The sequence below is a fragment of the Bradyrhizobium sp. LjRoot220 genome (assembly GCF_964252915.1).
GTDB lineage: Bacteria > Pseudomonadota > Alphaproteobacteria > Rhizobiales > Xanthobacteraceae > Bradyrhizobium.
Genome location: NZ_CAXUPS020000002.1, coordinates 550250 through 565086 on the forward strand (window position 1 = coordinate 550250; position 14837 = coordinate 565086).

General features: G+C 61.4%; 16 protein-coding genes. 9 read left to right on the forward strand and 7 right to left on the reverse strand.

All coding sequences use genetic code 11. From position 1 onward, the window contains the following. Positions 1-285 precede the first annotated feature (285 nt). The 3 genes from ACSQ84_RS10975 to ACSQ84_RS10985 form a co-directional block, all read right to left on the reverse strand. A complete protein-coding gene (locus ACSQ84_RS10975) occupies positions 286-582 on the reverse strand; it encodes a HigA family addiction module antitoxin (protein WP_192733985.1) in 297 nt (98 codons plus the stop codon). 46 nt (positions 583-628) lie between these two features. Next, positions 629-913 carry a type II toxin-antitoxin system RelE/ParE family toxin gene (locus ACSQ84_RS10980; protein WP_436211678.1) on the reverse strand — a complete coding sequence of 95 codons (285 nt, stop codon included), beginning with the start codon at positions 911-913 and terminating at the stop codon, positions 629-631. A 77-nt stretch (positions 914-990) separates the two neighbouring features. Further along, positions 991-1899, reverse strand: a complete 909-nt coding sequence (locus ACSQ84_RS10985) for a crotonase/enoyl-CoA hydratase family protein (protein WP_436211679.1) — start codon at positions 1897-1899, stop codon at positions 991-993. An 83-nt stretch (positions 1900-1982) separates the two neighbouring features. Between ACSQ84_RS10985 and ACSQ84_RS10990 the strand changes: the two genes are divergently transcribed. Both ACSQ84_RS10990 and ACSQ84_RS10995 read left to right on the forward strand, forming a co-directional pair. Continuing rightward, positions 1983-2624, forward strand: a complete 642-nt coding sequence (locus tag ACSQ84_RS10990; protein ID WP_436211680.1) for a TetR/AcrR family transcriptional regulator — start codon at positions 1983-1985, stop codon at positions 2622-2624. Between the two features lie 5 nt (positions 2625-2629). Next, positions 2630-4255: an AMP-binding protein gene (locus ACSQ84_RS10995; protein WP_436211681.1), complete on the forward strand. Its 1626-nt coding sequence runs from the start codon at positions 2630-2632 to the stop codon at positions 4253-4255. An 857-nt stretch (positions 4256-5112) separates the two neighbouring features. On the opposite strand, the gene ACSQ84_RS11000 is transcribed toward ACSQ84_RS10995, so the two are convergent. Beyond that, the gene (locus tag ACSQ84_RS11000) at positions 5113-7752 is read right to left on the reverse strand and encodes an EAL domain-containing protein (protein WP_436211682.1); all 2640 of its coding nucleotides are present in this window, start codon (positions 7750-7752) and stop codon (positions 5113-5115) included. Between the two features lie 362 nt (positions 7753-8114). Beyond that, complete coding sequence (locus ACSQ84_RS11005) at positions 8115-8660, reverse strand: tetratricopeptide repeat protein (RefSeq protein WP_436211683.1); 546 nt, start codon at positions 8658-8660, stop codon at positions 8115-8117. 519 nt (positions 8661-9179) lie between these two features. Here ACSQ84_RS11005 and ACSQ84_RS11010 point away from each other — a divergent pair. After that, positions 9180-9611: a hypothetical protein gene (locus ACSQ84_RS11010; RefSeq protein WP_436211684.1), complete on the forward strand. Its 432-nt coding sequence runs from the start codon at positions 9180-9182 to the stop codon at positions 9609-9611. Positions 9612-9626: 15 nt separating this feature from the next. On the opposite strand, the gene ACSQ84_RS11015 is transcribed toward ACSQ84_RS11010, so the two are convergent. Then, positions 9627-10154 carry a MarR family winged helix-turn-helix transcriptional regulator gene (locus ACSQ84_RS11015; protein ID WP_436211685.1) on the reverse strand — a complete coding sequence of 176 codons (528 nt, stop codon included), beginning with the start codon at positions 10152-10154 and terminating at the stop codon, positions 9627-9629. Positions 10155-10370: 216 nt separating this feature from the next. On the opposite strand from ACSQ84_RS11015, the gene ACSQ84_RS11020 reads away from it, so the two are divergent. The 3 genes from ACSQ84_RS11020 (at position 10371) to ACSQ84_RS11030 (ending at position 12896) form a co-directional block, all read left to right on the forward strand. Further along, positions 10371-11420 carry an alpha/beta fold hydrolase gene (locus ACSQ84_RS11020; RefSeq protein ID WP_436211686.1) on the forward strand — a complete coding sequence of 350 codons (1050 nt, stop codon included), beginning with the start codon at positions 10371-10373 and terminating at the stop codon, positions 11418-11420. 327 nt (positions 11421-11747) lie between these two features. After that, positions 11748-12461 (forward strand): outer membrane protein, encoded by a 714-nt coding sequence (locus ACSQ84_RS11025; protein WP_436211687.1) that lies wholly within the window; start codon positions 11748-11750, stop codon positions 12459-12461. A gap of 192 nt (positions 12462-12653) precedes the next feature. Continuing rightward, positions 12654-12896 carry a hypothetical protein gene (locus ACSQ84_RS11030; RefSeq protein WP_436211688.1) on the forward strand — a complete coding sequence of 81 codons (243 nt, stop codon included), beginning with the start codon at positions 12654-12656 and terminating at the stop codon, positions 12894-12896. 34 nt (positions 12897-12930) lie between these two features. Here the strand turns inward: ACSQ84_RS11030 and ACSQ84_RS11035 are convergent, their stop codons facing one another. Beyond that, on the reverse strand, positions 12931-13200 hold the full coding sequence (locus tag ACSQ84_RS11035; protein WP_436211689.1) for a hypothetical protein: 270 nt from the start codon (positions 13198-13200) through the stop codon (positions 12931-12933). A 209-nt stretch (positions 13201-13409) separates the two neighbouring features. Here ACSQ84_RS11035 and ACSQ84_RS11040 point away from each other — a divergent pair, with 209 nt between their 5' ends. From ACSQ84_RS11040 to ACSQ84_RS11050, 3 genes are all read left to right on the forward strand, one after another. After that, positions 13410-13520 carry a glucose transporter gene (locus ACSQ84_RS11040; protein WP_209851245.1) on the forward strand — a complete coding sequence of 37 codons (111 nt, stop codon included), beginning with the start codon at positions 13410-13412 and terminating at the stop codon, positions 13518-13520. 103 nt (positions 13521-13623) lie between these two features. Continuing rightward, on the forward strand, positions 13624-13992 hold the full coding sequence (locus ACSQ84_RS11045; RefSeq protein ID WP_436211690.1) for a hypothetical protein: 369 nt from the start codon (positions 13624-13626) through the stop codon (positions 13990-13992). Next, on the forward strand, positions 13989-14837 hold the full coding sequence (locus tag ACSQ84_RS11050; protein WP_436211691.1) for an alpha/beta fold hydrolase: 849 nt from the start codon (positions 13989-13991) through the stop codon (positions 14835-14837). The genes ACSQ84_RS11045 and ACSQ84_RS11050 overlap by 4 nt, the downstream gene beginning before the upstream one ends.

Sequence of the window (14837 nt, forward strand, 5' to 3'; positions counted from 1 at the left end):
GCGGCATCCGGAGTGAGGCTCACGACCACGCCGGCTTCGTTTCGCGGACGTCCTGAACCAATCCGTAGCCATCGACGTGCAGCGCTCCAGCGTCGATGTGGAAGCCGCCCCATCCACAGGCCAACTCCTCCTCATCCGGCTCATTCGATATCGAGAGCATGACTTAGCTGACCGGACTGTTCGGGTCATCCGTGAAGCCCAGCACAGTGCATTCGCCATCGTCAGTACAGCTAGCTGCTTTGGCCAAGATTATTGTCGTCATGCGCCTGCTGCCTCTTCAAATTCTCACGCCGCCTTGTAAGCCGCGATTTTCTTGATCTGTGGCGCGAGCGCGTCTTCGGCTGTTTCGAGATCGAAGCGCGCCTGAATGTTCATCCAGAACGCCGCACCGGTCTTGAAGAATTTCCCGAGCCGCAGCGCGGTGTCGGCCGTCACGGGCTTTTCCTCGCGCGCGATGCGCTCGATGCGGGTGCGCGGCACGTGCAGCGCGGCGGCGACCGCGTAAGGTGTCAGCTTGAGCGGAACAAGAAATTCCTCCCGCAGGATTTCGCCGGGATGAACCGGCGGAAGTTTCTTTGCCATATGTGAACTCCTTTTCGTTTGCCACAATCGGCCGGGGTCTGTCTGGCTAGTGATAGTCGATTATCTCCACGTCCTCTGGACCCGCATCGGTCCATCTGAACACGACCCGCCATTGATCATTAATGCGGATCGAGTGCTTGCCCGCCAAATCGCCTCTGAGAGCTTCAAGGCGATTGCCGGGAGGTGAGTTCAAGGCCTCAAGAAAGCTGGCGGCGTCTACCATAATCAGCTTGCGGCGAGCTGACTTGGCGATATCTGCCGGAAAGCCCTTAGGGATCGCGCGGCCCTGAAGGATCGGCTCGGCAAACTTCCCCTTGAAGCTCCTGATCATGTTGCAATACGTATCTCATCGAGATACGTATTGCAAGCCTTTCGTATCATGGCGAGATACTATGTCAGGCGCGCCATTCAATCGGGACGTCCACTTCCCATTTGGAGCCGTTCAATCTCAGCCCGCGCTTCGGCTCCCTCCGGTATGGGCCGGCCGCTATCGCGCCATTCGATCGCGGCCTTAAAGCCGTTCTGCTGAGCGTAGCGTCGGAACCAGAGTCCCTCGGGATTGTGCCGCGATATTCCGTCGAACAGCGTGGCAAGCATCTGAGTCTGTTCAAGCCCCATGTTCAGCATGACCTGATTCACGACGGTCTTATGCATCGCAAGGTGGCTCTTGGGGACGCCGGCAATCCGCTCAGCCAGCTTTTTCGTCGCGCTCTCCAGTTCGCTGATCGGAACCGCGTCGTTAACCAGGCCCCAGGCGGCAGCTTTTCGGCCGTCGATCATATTTCCGGTAAACATGAGCTCTTTCGCGCGTGATGCTCCGAGCTTGAATGTCCACATGGCGGTCGTCGGACATCCCCAGACGCGGGTCGGCATGTATCCAATGCGAGCATCATCCGCCATCAAGATGAGATCGCAGCACAGGGCGATATCGCTGCCTCCCGCGACCGCAGCCCCGTGAATCTTCGCGATGGTTGGTTTCGAGCATCGCCAAAGACTCATGAAGTCCTCGGTGTTGCGCTTCATCGCGGCGTAATCGACCATCGGATCCCAGGGAATGCTTTCTTGTTGGCAGGGATGCTCAATAGAGCTCTCGGCATACGCCACAAGGTCGTAACCGCCGCAGAAGCCTTTTCCCGCTCCTTCCACAATGATGACGTGAATATCGTCATTCTCTTGCGCCCATTCGACGGCTTTGCGTATCTCGCCCGGCATCTCGTCGGTTATGGCGTTGAATCGGTCGGGCCTGTTGAGGACGAGGCGGGCGATCCTCGGCGAATCGAGGTCCGCTGAAATTTTTAACGTAGAAAAATCCGGCACTACAGCCTCCTGCTTGAGAGAACAGTCAGTGTTGACTGTATCAGCCGGCGTGGTACAGTCAACGCTGACTGTCGGAGGCGATGATGACCAAAGAGCCGTACCTTTCCAAAGACGGACGAACGTCCGGCCTTTCCACGCGCGAGAGGCTCATGGATGCCGCCGTGGAATGCCTTATCGAGCTAGGCGTGGCTGGCACCACCACGCTCGCGGTTCAGCGCAAGGCGGAAGTCAGCCGGGGCGCCTTGCTCCATCATTTCCCAAACCACGCCACGCTGTTGGCCGCGAGCGTAGCTGAGCTGGTCAAGCGCAACGAACGGGCCGTGCTGCATTCGCGTGCAGAGCTGCGAGCATCGAGTGATAAACTGGAAACGGCAGTTCGCTCGCTCGCCTTTGCCGCCCGACAACCTAGCTACCTGGCCGAATTGGAACTGTGGGCGGTCGCCAGAACCGACAACGCGTTGAAGCAGGCGCTGATTACAGCGGAACGTGCCGCCAAGCGCGACCTTGACCGGGTTTATGCATCGCTTTTCGGGGATTGGGCGACCTCAGAGGCCTACGATGACGTCGTTTCGTTGACGCTGCATTTAGTCAGAGGGCTGGCGGTCTCGGAGAACATCCGCGTTTCGATCCAGCGGCGCGAACGTCTTATCGCGGCCTGGACTTCAGCAGTTCGAATGATGCTCCGACAGGCAGCGCGCAATAAAGACAGCAATCAGGCGGGATAGGGTTGATGAACCAGTCGGTACTGCAAAGGTCATATTGGCCAGCGGATGAGTCACGAAGTATTCGAAACATCAGCATCGGCGAAGCACTAGCGCAAGCTGCCAATGCCGTGCCCGATCGCCTTGCGTTGGTGGAAGTCGTCCCATCATCGATGGAATCGCCTGTAAAGTCTGCACGGACCAATCGGGAGTGGACGTTCCATCAACTTCATAGCGATGCTCGGCGCTGCGCGTGCTGGCTTTCGACACGGTTTTCGAAAGGCGATCGAGTCTGTGTTTGGGCGCCAAACGTACCGGAATGGGTCCTGCTTCAGTATGGCGCCGCGTTGTCGGGACTCGTACTGGTGACAGCAAATCCGGCGCTGAAACCTTCCGAGCTGAGATATGTAATCAAGCAGTCGCAAAGCCGGGCCCTGTTTCACCTCGATCAGTTCCGCGGAGTCGATACCGGGTCCATTGCCCGCCAGCTGGAGGAAATCGGTATCCAGCGATATTCCTTTGAGGGCTGGCTGGAGGAGGTGCGGGGCACAACGGAATCGGCTTTACCGGGAGTCGATCCAGATTGGCCCGCGCAAATTCAATACACGTCTGGCACAACAGGGCAGCCTAAGGGGGCGTTACTGCGCCATCGGGCGCTTGTTACCAATGCGGGCTATGTTGCCGAGAGGGCCGGATTGGACGGCAGCGTGCTGGTCAGCCCTATGCCGCTGTTCCATACGGCGGGTTCGGTCATGAGCGTATTAGGCAGCGTCACCACCCACTCGACGCTGGTGCTTCCTTTGTTTTTTGAGCCGTCCCTTGTTTTGGATGCCGTGGCGCAATGGCGGGCGCAGGTCGTGTTCGGCGTCCCAACGATGCTCCTCGCCATGATCGAGCAGGTTAAATTGGTCCCCCGCGATCTTGCCTCGTTGCGTGCGACACTTTCAGGTGGCGCGCCGGTCCCGCCGGAACTTCACAAACGCGTCCGTGAGGTTCTTAAGACGCCGCTCATGACGGTATACGGGCAAACGGAGCTTAGCCCTATTGTCTCTCAAACAACATTTGAAGATACCGAAGACAAGCGCATCCATACTGTTGGGAAGCCGCTTTGGAACGTCGGAGTTCGCATAGCCGATCCCGCTACATTTGAGGTGCTTCCGCTCGAAAGCGAGGGAGAAATTCAAGCGCGCGGATACCAGACGATGATCGAGTATTTCGACAAGCCGGAAGAAACGCACGAGGCGATCACGAGCGATGGTTGGTTGCGCACCGGTGATCTGGGGAAGATGGACTCGTCAGGCTATTTGCAAGTGACCGGGCGACTGAAAGACATGATCATCCGCGGTGGCGAGAACATCTATCCGGTAGAAATCGAAGCCTGCCTCATTCGACATCCCGATATTGTGGACGCTGCAGTCTTTGGCGTCCCGGACACCAAGTGGGGAGAAGTAGTCGCGGCGGCAGTGCGCATGAGATCGGACAGCAAGACTACGGCTGAGGCGCTGATCACTCACTGCCGTGAAGCCATGGCGTCCCATAAGGCCCCCACGTTATGGTTTAGCTGTACTGAGTTTCCCCTCACGGCATCTGGCAAAGTCCAGAAATTCAAGTTGCGAGAAGCGCTGACCAATGGCGCTTTGCAGCCGCTGTCTTAGCGGCCGCATCAAAGGAGTCCACGCCTCCTTCTGGCACCTTTCGTGCCGTACATTGAGCTTATCGTACGCGGCAAAGCGGTCCGCCGATCGCTTGAATTCTTGAGTGCATCCCGAAGACGCTTATGCAACGCGAACTTGGTCGCCTCGAACGCAAGCGAAATCTCGCGAGTTGCGTGCGACAAAGTAGCCCGACGGGCAAATCACTTCGGATTTATGGAAGTAGTGTCAAGCCCCAAAATAAAAAATATTTCGCTTTTACGGAAGCCAAATCAGGGATACATGTTTGGCCATCCCGTCCTACTCAGAAGGGCGTCGGCCGTCGTCACGGACGTTGGACGGGTTGCGGTGGACGCTGAAGTCACGAAGACGAACGTGGCGGATAGCGTACGGCAAAGACGTGTGGTCCTGACGTCGCGGTGCTGGCGTCAATGCACCTGGAGGCAATAGCTTCCGGGGCGCAACGGAGGCAAAAGAGCCGTTCTCCGGGGAGAGCTCGTTATAAGCCGTAAAGCCATTGCGCAGGGAAGGCCGGGTGTTCACCGCTGCCCTGTATGCTCGTGTGCAGCTTTCTATCTACCAATCGCACACGAGACCGCGGGTGCAGCGCGCACCCGGTCTTCCCTGCGCCCTCTTATGAGAGGGCAAGGAATTTCCTGGCAAAGCTCGGGCGTTTCACGCCGCGAGATCGCGAAACTGCGTTTTAGATGATGTCGCGACATACACCGCTGTCGTCCCTGCGCACGCAGGGACCCATAGCCACAGGGAGAAGTTTTGCGAATGGTCTCTGCTACCGAGGCTCTTTCGAGAGATCACGCGGTATGGGTCCCTGCGTTCGCAGGGACGACAGTTTAATCGGCTTACGATCCCTGGCCGGACGCCGCGCGCGGTGCTGCTTCGTCCGACGGCTCCCCGAACGATCGGCCGACATGCCGCAGCATCGCACTCGCGCGCGCGGCGCTGTGGTCGAGCAGCCAGCGGCCGAAGGCGGCCGGCGACAGCGCCCTCGCGTAGAGGAAACCCTGAATGACGTCGCAGCCAAGTTCGGTCAGCAAATCGCGCTGCTCGTCGGTTTCGACGCCTTCGGCGACGACGGTGAGATTGAGGCTCTGGCCGACGCGAACCACGGTCGTCACGATCGCCCGCGCGCTGGGATCGCTCTCGACGTCATGCATGAAGGTGCGGTCGATCTTCAGTTCGCGGATCGGCAGATGCGCCAGCCGGCTGAGGCTCGAATAGCCGATGCCGAAATCGTCCAGCGACAGGCCGACACCGAGCGTGCGAAGCGCGTGCATCGTCTCGATCGCAACCGAGCGCTCGTTCATGATCACGCCTTCGGTGATCTCGAGCGTCAGCACGTGCGGCGGCAGGCGGTGGTCGGCGAGGATGCCGCCGACGGCAGCCGCGAGGTTGGCGTTCTGGAAGTTGATCGGAGAGAGGTTGACCGACACAGAGGGGATGTCCACGCCGGCGGCACGCCACTCCGCCATTTGCCGGCAGGCCTCGCGGATCGACCACAGGCCGATCTGTTCGATCAGTCCGCACTCTTCGGCCAGCGGGATGAATTTCGAAGGCGAAACCTCGCCCAGCTCCGGATCGTACCAGCGCGCCAGCGCTTCGACGCCATGAATGGCGCCGTCACTGGTCCGGATCTGCGGCTGATACTGCAATTGCAGGACGTCATTTGCGATCGCGCGCCGCAGCGCGGCGCTGTGGGCCAGCCGCTGTTCGGCCAGCCGGTCCATGTCGGCGCTGAAGAAGCGAAACGTCGAGCGGCCCGCCTGCTTGGCCTTGTACATGGCAGCATCGGCCTGCTGGATCAGGGTATCGATATCGGTGGCGTTGTCCGGATACATGCTGATGCCGACGCTGGCGGACATCGCCACCTGCTTGGCTCCGATCTGCAGCGGGTTGACCAGGGCCTCGGTAATTCGCGAGGCCATCAGCGAGGCTTCGGCCGCGTTGCGGTTCGGCAGCACGATCACGAACTCGTCGCCGCCGAGCCGCCCGAGCATGTCGGTCGGCTGAATCTGCGCGCGCAGGCGCTGGGCAAACCCGACCAGCAATTCGTCGCCGGCCGAGTGTCCGAGCGTATCGTTGACGTCCTTGAAATTATCGAGATCGAGAAACGCCAGCGCGACGTGCTTTCCGGCGGGGCAGGCTTTCGTCGCCTCGGCGATCAAATCGCGCAGCCGCGCGCGGTTCGGCAGGCCGGTCAGCATGTCGTAATAGGCGAGCCGCGCGATCTGGGCGCGGGCTTCCTTGCGCTCGATCGCGAGCGCGCTGAGATCGACGCAGGCGTCGACGATCCGTTGATGCCAGCGGCTCGGCGCGCGGCATTCCCTGAAATAGAACGCGAAGGTTCCGATCACGCGGCCGTCCTTGCCCTTGATCGGCGTGGACCAGCAGGCGCGCAAGCCAACTTCGAGGGGGCGGGCCTTGAACGGCTGCCAGCGCGGATCGGTGTCGATATCCTGCGCCAGCACCGCTTCACCGTAATAGGCCGCCGAGCCGCAGGAGCCGATGTTCGGACCGATGGCGACGCCGTCCAGCGCAAGGGAATAGTCGTCGGGAAGGCTGGGGCCGCCCAGCGGGTGAATCAGTCCGCCGGCATCGATGTGAAGCAGCGAGGAAACCACGTCGGGCGCGATCTCCTCGACGCGCCGGCAAAGCCGGTCGGCGATGTCGGCAATCGGGATTTCATCGGCCAGCGCGCTCATGATCAGCTGCTGCAACGAGCGCAATTGCCTGGTCTCGGTGATGTCGGTCAGCAGCGCGAACATGTATTTGATCTGTCCGCGCTCGTTGCGGAACGCCTTGACGTTGGCCGATACCCAGATCTCGTCGCCGTTCTTGTCGTAAGCGAGGATTTCCTCCTCACCGCCGGCTTCGAGGTCGACCCAGCGTCGCATCCTTGCCAGCGCCCTTCGGTCGGTATGCCGGCCGACAACGAGTTCGCTTGCCCGCCGATCCTTGGCTTCGGCGACCGAATACCCGAACATTCCGGTAAACGCGGCGTTGGTGTACACGATCTTCAGGTGGCGGTCGGTGACGATGACGGCGCGGCTCGTCCTGTCGGCGACCAGCGAAAGCAAGGTCACCCGCTCGCGTCGTTCGATCTCTCGGGTGATGTCCCGAGCGAAGGCGATGGTGCGGCATTGACCGCCGATCTCGGCTTTCGAAAGCGACACCGCGATGCGCATCCGGCTGCCGTCCTTGCGTTCGACCGTGATCTCGGAGTTGCGTGCTTGCGGAGTGTCGGGATTTGCCTGACCGGCGGTCGGCGCGGCGAGATGGTGCTGCAGGTCCTTGAGCCCCAAATTGCCGATATGGCAGCCAAGCGCCTCGGCGCGGTCCAACCCGAAGATGAATTCGGCCGCTGCATTCAGATAACTGACATGAAGTTCGGCATCGACGATGACCACGGCGTCTGTCGCCCGCTCAAGCGCGGCCAGCAGAACCTCCGGCGTTTCGGCCACGGCGTGATCGTGTGTGCTCATCATCCAACCCTGATGCCTCCCCGGAATCCATTGCGGCCGGAGTCCGGCGGAAAGGCCGCTAGTTTGGTGAAAAGCGTATGTCCCTTGGGTTTTGAAATGGTTCTTCGATCCCGTCCCGGCGGGCGGAACGCGATCATCCTTAAGAAATCGATAACGCATGCCGTGACCGGTGCCGATTTGGCCCGCCGGCCGCAAATAATCTGGTTCCGCCCCGGAGACTCCTGGGCGGCAGATGGGAAATGGGGACGTGGATGGGTCATCCGGCCGTAGTGAAGAAAAAAAGTGCCGACAGCGGGTGGCTGTCGGCACCTCTGCAGTCTTCAGCGCCGCACGCTTCGCAACAACGAAGGCGCGTTGGCGGCTTAGTAAGCCAGACCGGTTCCCGGCGGCTTTTCGAGCGCCGCGGCGAGCGAGCGATATTCCTCGCTCGAGGTGCCGGCAAGCGTCGCGATCTTGTTCAGATGATATTGCGCGGACTCGCGGTTGCCCTGTTCGACCTGCCACAGGCCGTAATATTGCCAGGTCTTGACGTGGTTCGGATCGGCCTTGAGCGCGCGCTCGTACCAGACTTGCGACACCTTGTAGTCGCCCAGCTGGCGATAGGAGTAACCGATCAGATTGGCGACCGCGGCACTGTCGTCCCGGCCGAGCGCCTTCAACTGTTCGATTGCCGAGGCGTAGTCGTGGCGATCGTAGATCGCCGCATAGGCGGCGCGATAACCGCTCGCAAAGGCGGTTTCCTGAGTGCTCGGTGGCACTTCGCTGGATCGCTTCTTCTTTTTGCTGCTGTCGGGCGGCGGCGGCGGATCGTTGTCGGGCGCCGCGTAGACCACGCTGACGACGGGAGCCGCGGTCAACGTCAGCGTCAACATCGCCAGCGTCAGAAGCCTGATAGCAAGTTTGGTCATGCGTCTCTCCAGTTGAACACAATCAGGAAACCCGACTTCGAGCAGATCAATAGAAAAGGCCGGTGCCATCAGGCGATCCTATACCGAAGCCCGCTGGTTTGAACACCTGACGGCTGGGAACATTCCCGGCCGTTTAATGCCATTCCCGTGATTTTGCCCGTGATCTTGCATTGCGGGCCGTATGGCGCTGGAAACATGACGAAGATGTCACGCAGATGAACGACGTCCGATATCCGGCTTCACCGACGGTTCAGCGCGTCGCCGCTAGCGTTGTCTGCGAACGTCGTGATCAAGCACGTTCCGTCCGCCAGGCGCGGCCGAAACTGATCCGCGGGCGCGGTTCGATCCCCATTGCCCCCGTCGCGCCGGCGGGTATCAGACCAGCCCACGCACCATTGCTTCCCCAATGGCCGTGGGCTGGCGCCGTTTCGGCGGTCCAATCCGGGTGCGATAACCGAGTTGCGAATTCCATTTCGCCACCGCCCGGTTTAAGAGATTTCCTTGAGGGCAGGTGGAAGAGTGGGCTTGGGGACATCAGCGAAATTTGCGGCGATCCTGTTGCTGCCGATCGTGCTCGCGGCCTGCGCGGGCGGCGGCGACGAGGCCAGGAGCATCACCTATACCGACGACCGCGGCGTCTCCAATCAGCCGTTTCCGGGCAATTACAGGGGCGAGATCCTCTCGTTCATGCGGACCTATCTCAACAACCCGGTCGGCGTGCGCAACGCCGTGATGGCGGAGCCGATACAACGCGTCGTCGGGGGGCGGCTGCGCTACATCAGTTGCCTGCGCTTCAGCCCGCGCGAATCCGATGGCAATTACGGTGAACCGCGCGAGCGTGCGATACTTTATGTCGATGGCCGGCTCGATCGCCTCATCGAAAACGCCAGCGATCCCTGCGCCGGTGCGGTCTATGCGCCGTTCCCCGATCTGGAAAAGCTGGCGCGGTAGCATCCGCGCGCCGGCTCACGCGCGTTCTTTTGTCGGCGCGGGCGCGGGGTTCGCCGGCGCGCCGGCCGGCGTATCCTGCATTGATTTGATCAGGTTGTTGCGCAGCGCGACCACCGCCTTTTGCATTCTGGGGAATTCCTCCGGCGAAAGCCCGGAAGCCTTCACCAGATTTCTTCCACCGAGTTTTTCGCGCAAGCCCCGGCCGGCATCGGTCAGGCTGATCAGCACCTGGCGCTCGTCGGCGGCAGCGCGTTGCCGGCGCAGATAGCCCATCGTTTCGAGCTTCTTGAGGATCGGGGTCAGTGTGTTGGATTCGAGAAACAGCTTTTCGCCGAGACTGGATACGGTCTGATTATCCTGCTCCCACAGCGCCACGATCGCGATGTATTGCGTGTAGGTGAGGCCGAGTTCGTCGAGCAGCGGTTTGTAGGCCCGGCCAAACGCGAGGTTGGCCGAGTAGACCGCAAAGCACAGGAAGTCGGCGAGCTTGGGATTCGGCGTTGAATCCGAAGGCCGTGGAGAAGGCATGGGGGTCGAAGACATGGGGGTCGAAGACTTGTTCGGTTTCATCCTGATGCTCCTGGGCACACGCGATCGTGACGTCTCAGGAGCATATATATCGTATGCGATTAAATCGGAAGGGGTTGACATCGGAGCGAGGTTGGATCATTTGAATCGCGTCCTAATAAATCGTATACGATGTAATAAGGACCCGCGTCCGGTCCTAGGAGGCGGGGCCCTTCAAGTGGAGAGAAGTGCATGTCCGACAATATCAACCTTGGCCGCCGCCGCTTCTTCGGTGCCGCCGCCATGACGCTTGCAGCCGCCCAGTTCGCCCTGGCTGCTCCGCCGGCCGGCGCCCAATCCGGCAACGCCAAACCCGCGACGCTGGTCAAGCCGGGGACGCATACGTCGTTTCCCGTGCTGAAGCAGATCAACGCCGGCCTCCTCAATGTCGGATACGCCGAGGCTGGGCCCGCCGATGGTCCTCCGGTTATCCTGCTGCACGGCTGGCCCTACGACATCCACGCCTTCGTCGATGTTGCCCCGATGCTGGCCTCGGCCGGCTTCCGGGTGATCGTGCCGCATCTGCGCGGCTACGGCACCACGCGGTTTCTCTCCCCTGATACGCTGCGCAATGGCCAGCAGGGCGCGCTTGCGGTCGACGTCATCGATCTCATGGATGCGCTCAGGATCGAGAAGGCGGTTATCGCCGGATTCGACTGGGGGGCACGGACCGCCGACATCGTCGCGGCGATCTGGCCGCAGCGGGTCAAGGCGCTGGTCGCGGTGAGCGGCTACCTGATCGGCAGCCAGCAAGCCAACAGCGCGCCGCTGCCGCCGAAGGCCGAACTCGCCTGGTGGTACCAGTATTACTTTGCCACCGAACGCGGCCGGGCCGGCTATGAGAAGTACACCCGCGATTTTGCCCGGCTGATCTGGCAACTGGCTTCGCCGAAGTGGAATTTCGACGACGCCACGTTCGGGCGCAGCGCGGCCTCCCTCGACAACCCGGATCAGGTCGCCATTGCGATCCACAATTACCGCTGGCGGCTCAGCCTGGCCGAGGGCGAGGCGAAATACGACGATCTGGAGAAGCGGCTTGCCGCATTCCCGGTGATCTCGGTGCCGACGATCACCCTCGAAGGCGATGCCAATGGCGCCCCGCACCCCGATCCCGCCGCCTGCGCCAGGAAGTTCGCCGGCAGATATGCGCATCGCCTGATCACCGGCGGCATCGGGCACAATCTGCCCCAGGAGGCGCCGCAGGCCTTTGCCGAGGCGGTGATCGACGCCGCCGGCTACTGACGTGGGAACGGCTTCCGGGAGGACGTCCCGGAACGCCGTGTGCCATCGAATCCGCCCCGGCGGCGGGGGCGCCCCAGCCGAAATGATAAACGGAACCAGATCACTTTTCGGCGACCCTTGAACCTGGCCTTAGTTATCTCCGACATCAACAATGCGGGATACCGGCTGATTAACGCAGGAAAAAATCTTACATGCGAGGGAACTAAATCGCTTTGTTGCCACGCCGTCACAGTTGCGCACCATCGGTGCTCCGGCATTGCCGCAAAGCAACCTAATTGAGGTCACGTTGTTTGGCTTGATGACGGACGCTAGTAACGGGGAACGAAGATGAAGAAGATTTTGCTCGGCGCTGCCGCGCTGGCCGCCATGGCGGCGCCTGCTTTTGCGGCGGACATCCAGCCGCGCCCTTACACCAAGGCGCCGGCCTACACCGCGCCGGCGGTCGTTTATAATTGGACCGGCTTCTACATCGGCGGCCATCTCGGCGGCGCCTTTGCGGGGACCGACTCCCTGCAAGGCAGCGACGCGCGCTTCCTCGGCGGTGTGCAGGGCGGCTTCGATTACCAATTCGCGCCCAACTGGGTGTTGGGCGCCGAGGCCCAGTACAGCTGGCTGAACGGCGGCGGCAACAGCGGCGTGCTGTTCCCGGGCGGTACGCTGGTGACCAGCAATACCGACCAGATCGGTTCGGTGACGGGCCGGATCGGCTACACGTGGGGGCCGACACTGCTTTACGCCAAGGGCGGTTACGCCTGGCGGGACGGCAACAATCTCGGCGTCACCGTGGCCGGGGTGCCGGCAGGCTTCACCACCAGCGGCAACCGCAAGGACGGCTACACGGTTGGCGCCGGCCTTGAATACATGTTCGCGCCCAACTGGTCGGCCAAGGCCGAGTACCAGTATTATGATTTCGGCAAGACCACCTTCACGGCTGGCCCTGCTGACATCACCGGCCAGAGTTTTCGGAACGACGAACACACCGTCAAGGCCGGCGTGAACTACCGGTTTGGCTGGGGCGGCCCCGCAGCCTCCAAATACTGATACGGGCTTTCCGTATTCGGACGAGAAAAGGCCGGCGGGAAGCCGGCCTTTTTGCATTTCGGGGGCGGCGCTGGAGGCGCACGAAGCGCCATTCGCAGCTGCCGGTAGATCGCAAAAAATTATTTTCGCGGTGCACGCAACTTTTCGTCATCTTCGGCTATTATGGTCCGGTCGGCTGGTTGGACATCACACATGCGTGCTTTTGCGTTAGGGCTGATACTTTCTGCAGCGTCGTTGCCGTGCCTTGCCCAGACTGTCCTGAAATCTGAACCGCTCATCCTTGCTCCCTATGAAATCGCCTTCGTGCAGGACGCCAACTGTCCTGTCGGGAAGGTGCTCAAGGTGACCGGCGCGATCAGGGGACTTAACCGTCGCAAGGCTTGCGTGGTGATCGCTTCGGAACAGGCTTCATTGGCGACCCCGACGCCTTATTAGGGCGATCGGTCCCACCTATGTTGGGCATGACGATCTATCTCGGGTCCCTTGGAGCAGAACTCAGCTGCAGCGCCGACCGGACGTCGCGCTCGGCCTCGGCCTTGTTGCGGGCTGGATCTTCATGCGGGTCCGGCTGGCAAGGTCTGATCTCGTAGTCATTGTCCAGCACGGGTCGTGGCCCGGACTTGTCCTCCTCGACCACATCGACCACAAGTCCCGAATGTTGGGCCAGCTTCCAGACATCGGCCTCGCTCGGATAGGCTTTGCTCAGCTTGGCTTCGTTGCAGAATAGCGCGTAGGGCATGCGTGTGGGCTCCGGCAAAAACGGTCAACGTTGCAGTCGCATCTGGGTTTCAGGCTTGGCTGGTATGCCGCCGGCTCAGGGCTGTGGAAGGGCTGAAATGGCTCATTTCGGCGGTGATTTGGCGAAGCCCATGAGTCGTAAACGAGTTATGAATCCCACAAAAAAGAATCTCCGAGACTCCTCGGCTAGAATCGCCGGATGTTTCGGCCATGAGAACGATCCTCCAGACGCACTCCTGCGAGCGTGTCCAGCTCACGCTCACGGTCGCCCTGCTGGTTGCCTGCGCGGCCAACGTCGCGCTGGTCTACGCCTGGCTATAGGCTTGTCTCGAGCGGATTGACGGCGCGCCTAATCCGCCCATCATGCGACACAACAAATGCGGGCAGCGAAGCGGCCCGACAACATTGCAGGGTGGAGCCGGGAATGATCGAGACGCTGCAGGCGCGGGTCAATGGCGATGCGGGACTGGTCCGGCGCGGCCGCTACCTTACGACCAGCTTTCTGCTGGAGGTCGGCCAGACTGCCTTTCTGATTTCGATCTACCAGGGCCGAATCATGTCGGTGACGCAAGGGCCGATCGTGATGCCGTCAGCGGCCTTTGCGCTTCGCGCCTCCGAGGCGGAATGGAAGAAATTCTGGAGCCAGCGCCCGCCGCCGGGCTCCAACGACCTGTTGGCCCTGATCAAGCGGCGCGTGCTGCAGGCCGAGGGCGATCTTTGGGTATTCATGGCCCATCTGCGCTACTTCAAGGAGGCGCTCGCCAAGCTGCGCGCCACGGGAGCCGCCGCATGAGCGCGAGGTTCGAGCCGATCATCGGCCGCTACATGCATCTGGAATTGTTCGGCCGGCCGCACCGCATCTATGTCGAGCAAGCGGGCGAGGGCACGCCGCTGCTGTGCCTGCACACCGCGGGCAGCGACGGCCGGCAATACCGCGCGCTGATGAACGACGCGCGCGTCACCGCAAGACATCGCGTCATCGCCTTCGACATGCCCTGGCACGGCAAGTCCTCGCCGCCGGCCGGCTGGCACGACGAGGAATACCAGCTGACTTCGGCGCAATACACCACCATGGTCCTGGAAATTTCGGCGGCACTTGAACTCGATCACCCGATCCTGATCGGCTGTTCGATCGGCGGCCGCATCGCGCTGCATCTGGCGCTCGAACATCCCGAGCGCTTTCGCGCCATCATCGGCCTGCAGGCCGGCGCGCATGTCGATCCCTATTACGATCTGAATTTCCTGCACCGGCCGGACGTGCACGGCGGCGAGGTCGCCGGTGCCATCGTCTCCGGCCTGGTCGGGCCCGATGCGCCGGACAGTGAGCGCTGGGAAACCTTGTGGCACTATATGCAAGGCGGCCCCGGCGTTTTCAAAGGCGATCTGCACTTCTACAAGCTCGACGGCGATATCCGTGGCCGCGTCGCGCAGATCGACACCGGGCGCTGTCCGCTGTTTTTGCTTTCCGGCGAGTATGATTATTCCTGCACGCCGGAGGAAACGCTTGATGTCGCGAACAGCATCGCAGGTTGCGAGGTCACCATCATGAAGGGGCTCGGCCACTTCCCGATGAGCGAAAATCCGGACCTGTTCCTGACGCACCTGCTGCCCGTGCTGGAGAAGATCGGCAGGGCCTGA

Excerpts from the sequence above, each read along its gene's own strand:
- ACSQ84_RS11050 (WP_436211691.1), top strand. The coding sequence starts at position 13,989 with ATGAGCGCGAGGTTCGAGCCGATCATCGGCCGCTACATGCATCTGGAA.
- ACSQ84_RS11045 (WP_436211690.1), top strand. The coding sequence starts at position 13,624 with ATGATCGAGACGCTGCAGGCGCGGGTCAATGGCGATGCGGGACTGGTC.
- ACSQ84_RS11020 (WP_436211686.1), top strand. The coding sequence starts at position 10,371 with ATGTCCGACAATATCAACCTTGGCCGCCGCCGCTTCTTCGGTGCCGCC.
- ACSQ84_RS11030 (WP_436211688.1), top strand. The coding sequence starts at position 12,654 with ATGCGTGCTTTTGCGTTAGGGCTGATACTTTCTGCAGCGTCGTTGCCG.
- ACSQ84_RS11025 (WP_436211687.1), top strand. The coding sequence starts at position 11,748 with ATGAAGAAGATTTTGCTCGGCGCTGCCGCGCTGGCCGCCATGGCGGCG.
- ACSQ84_RS10995 (WP_436211681.1), top strand. The coding sequence starts at position 2,630 with ATGAACCAGTCGGTACTGCAAAGGTCATATTGGCCAGCGGATGAGTCA.
- ACSQ84_RS11040 (WP_209851245.1), top strand. The coding sequence starts at position 13,410 with ATGAGAACGATCCTCCAGACGCACTCCTGCGAGCGTGTCCAGCTCACG.
- ACSQ84_RS10980 (WP_436211678.1), bottom strand. The coding sequence starts at position 913 with ATGATCAGGAGCTTCAAGGGGAAGTTTGCCGAGCCGATCCTTCAGGGC.
- ACSQ84_RS11000 (WP_436211682.1), bottom strand. The coding sequence starts at position 7,752 with ATGAGCACACACGATCACGCCGTGGCCGAAACGCCGGAGGTTCTGCTG.
- ACSQ84_RS10990 (WP_436211680.1), top strand. The coding sequence starts at position 1,983 with ATGACCAAAGAGCCGTACCTTTCCAAAGACGGACGAACGTCCGGCCTT.
- ACSQ84_RS11035 (WP_436211689.1), bottom strand. The coding sequence starts at position 13,200 with ATGCCCTACGCGCTATTCTGCAACGAAGCCAAGCTGAGCAAAGCCTAT.
- ACSQ84_RS11005 (WP_436211683.1), bottom strand. The coding sequence starts at position 8,660 with ATGACCAAACTTGCTATCAGGCTTCTGACGCTGGCGATGTTGACGCTG.
- ACSQ84_RS11015 (WP_436211685.1), bottom strand. The coding sequence starts at position 10,154 with ATGTCTTCGACCCCCATGCCTTCTCCACGGCCTTCGGATTCAACGCCG.
- ACSQ84_RS10975 (WP_192733985.1), bottom strand. The coding sequence starts at position 582 with ATGGCAAAGAAACTTCCGCCGGTTCATCCCGGCGAAATCCTGCGGGAG.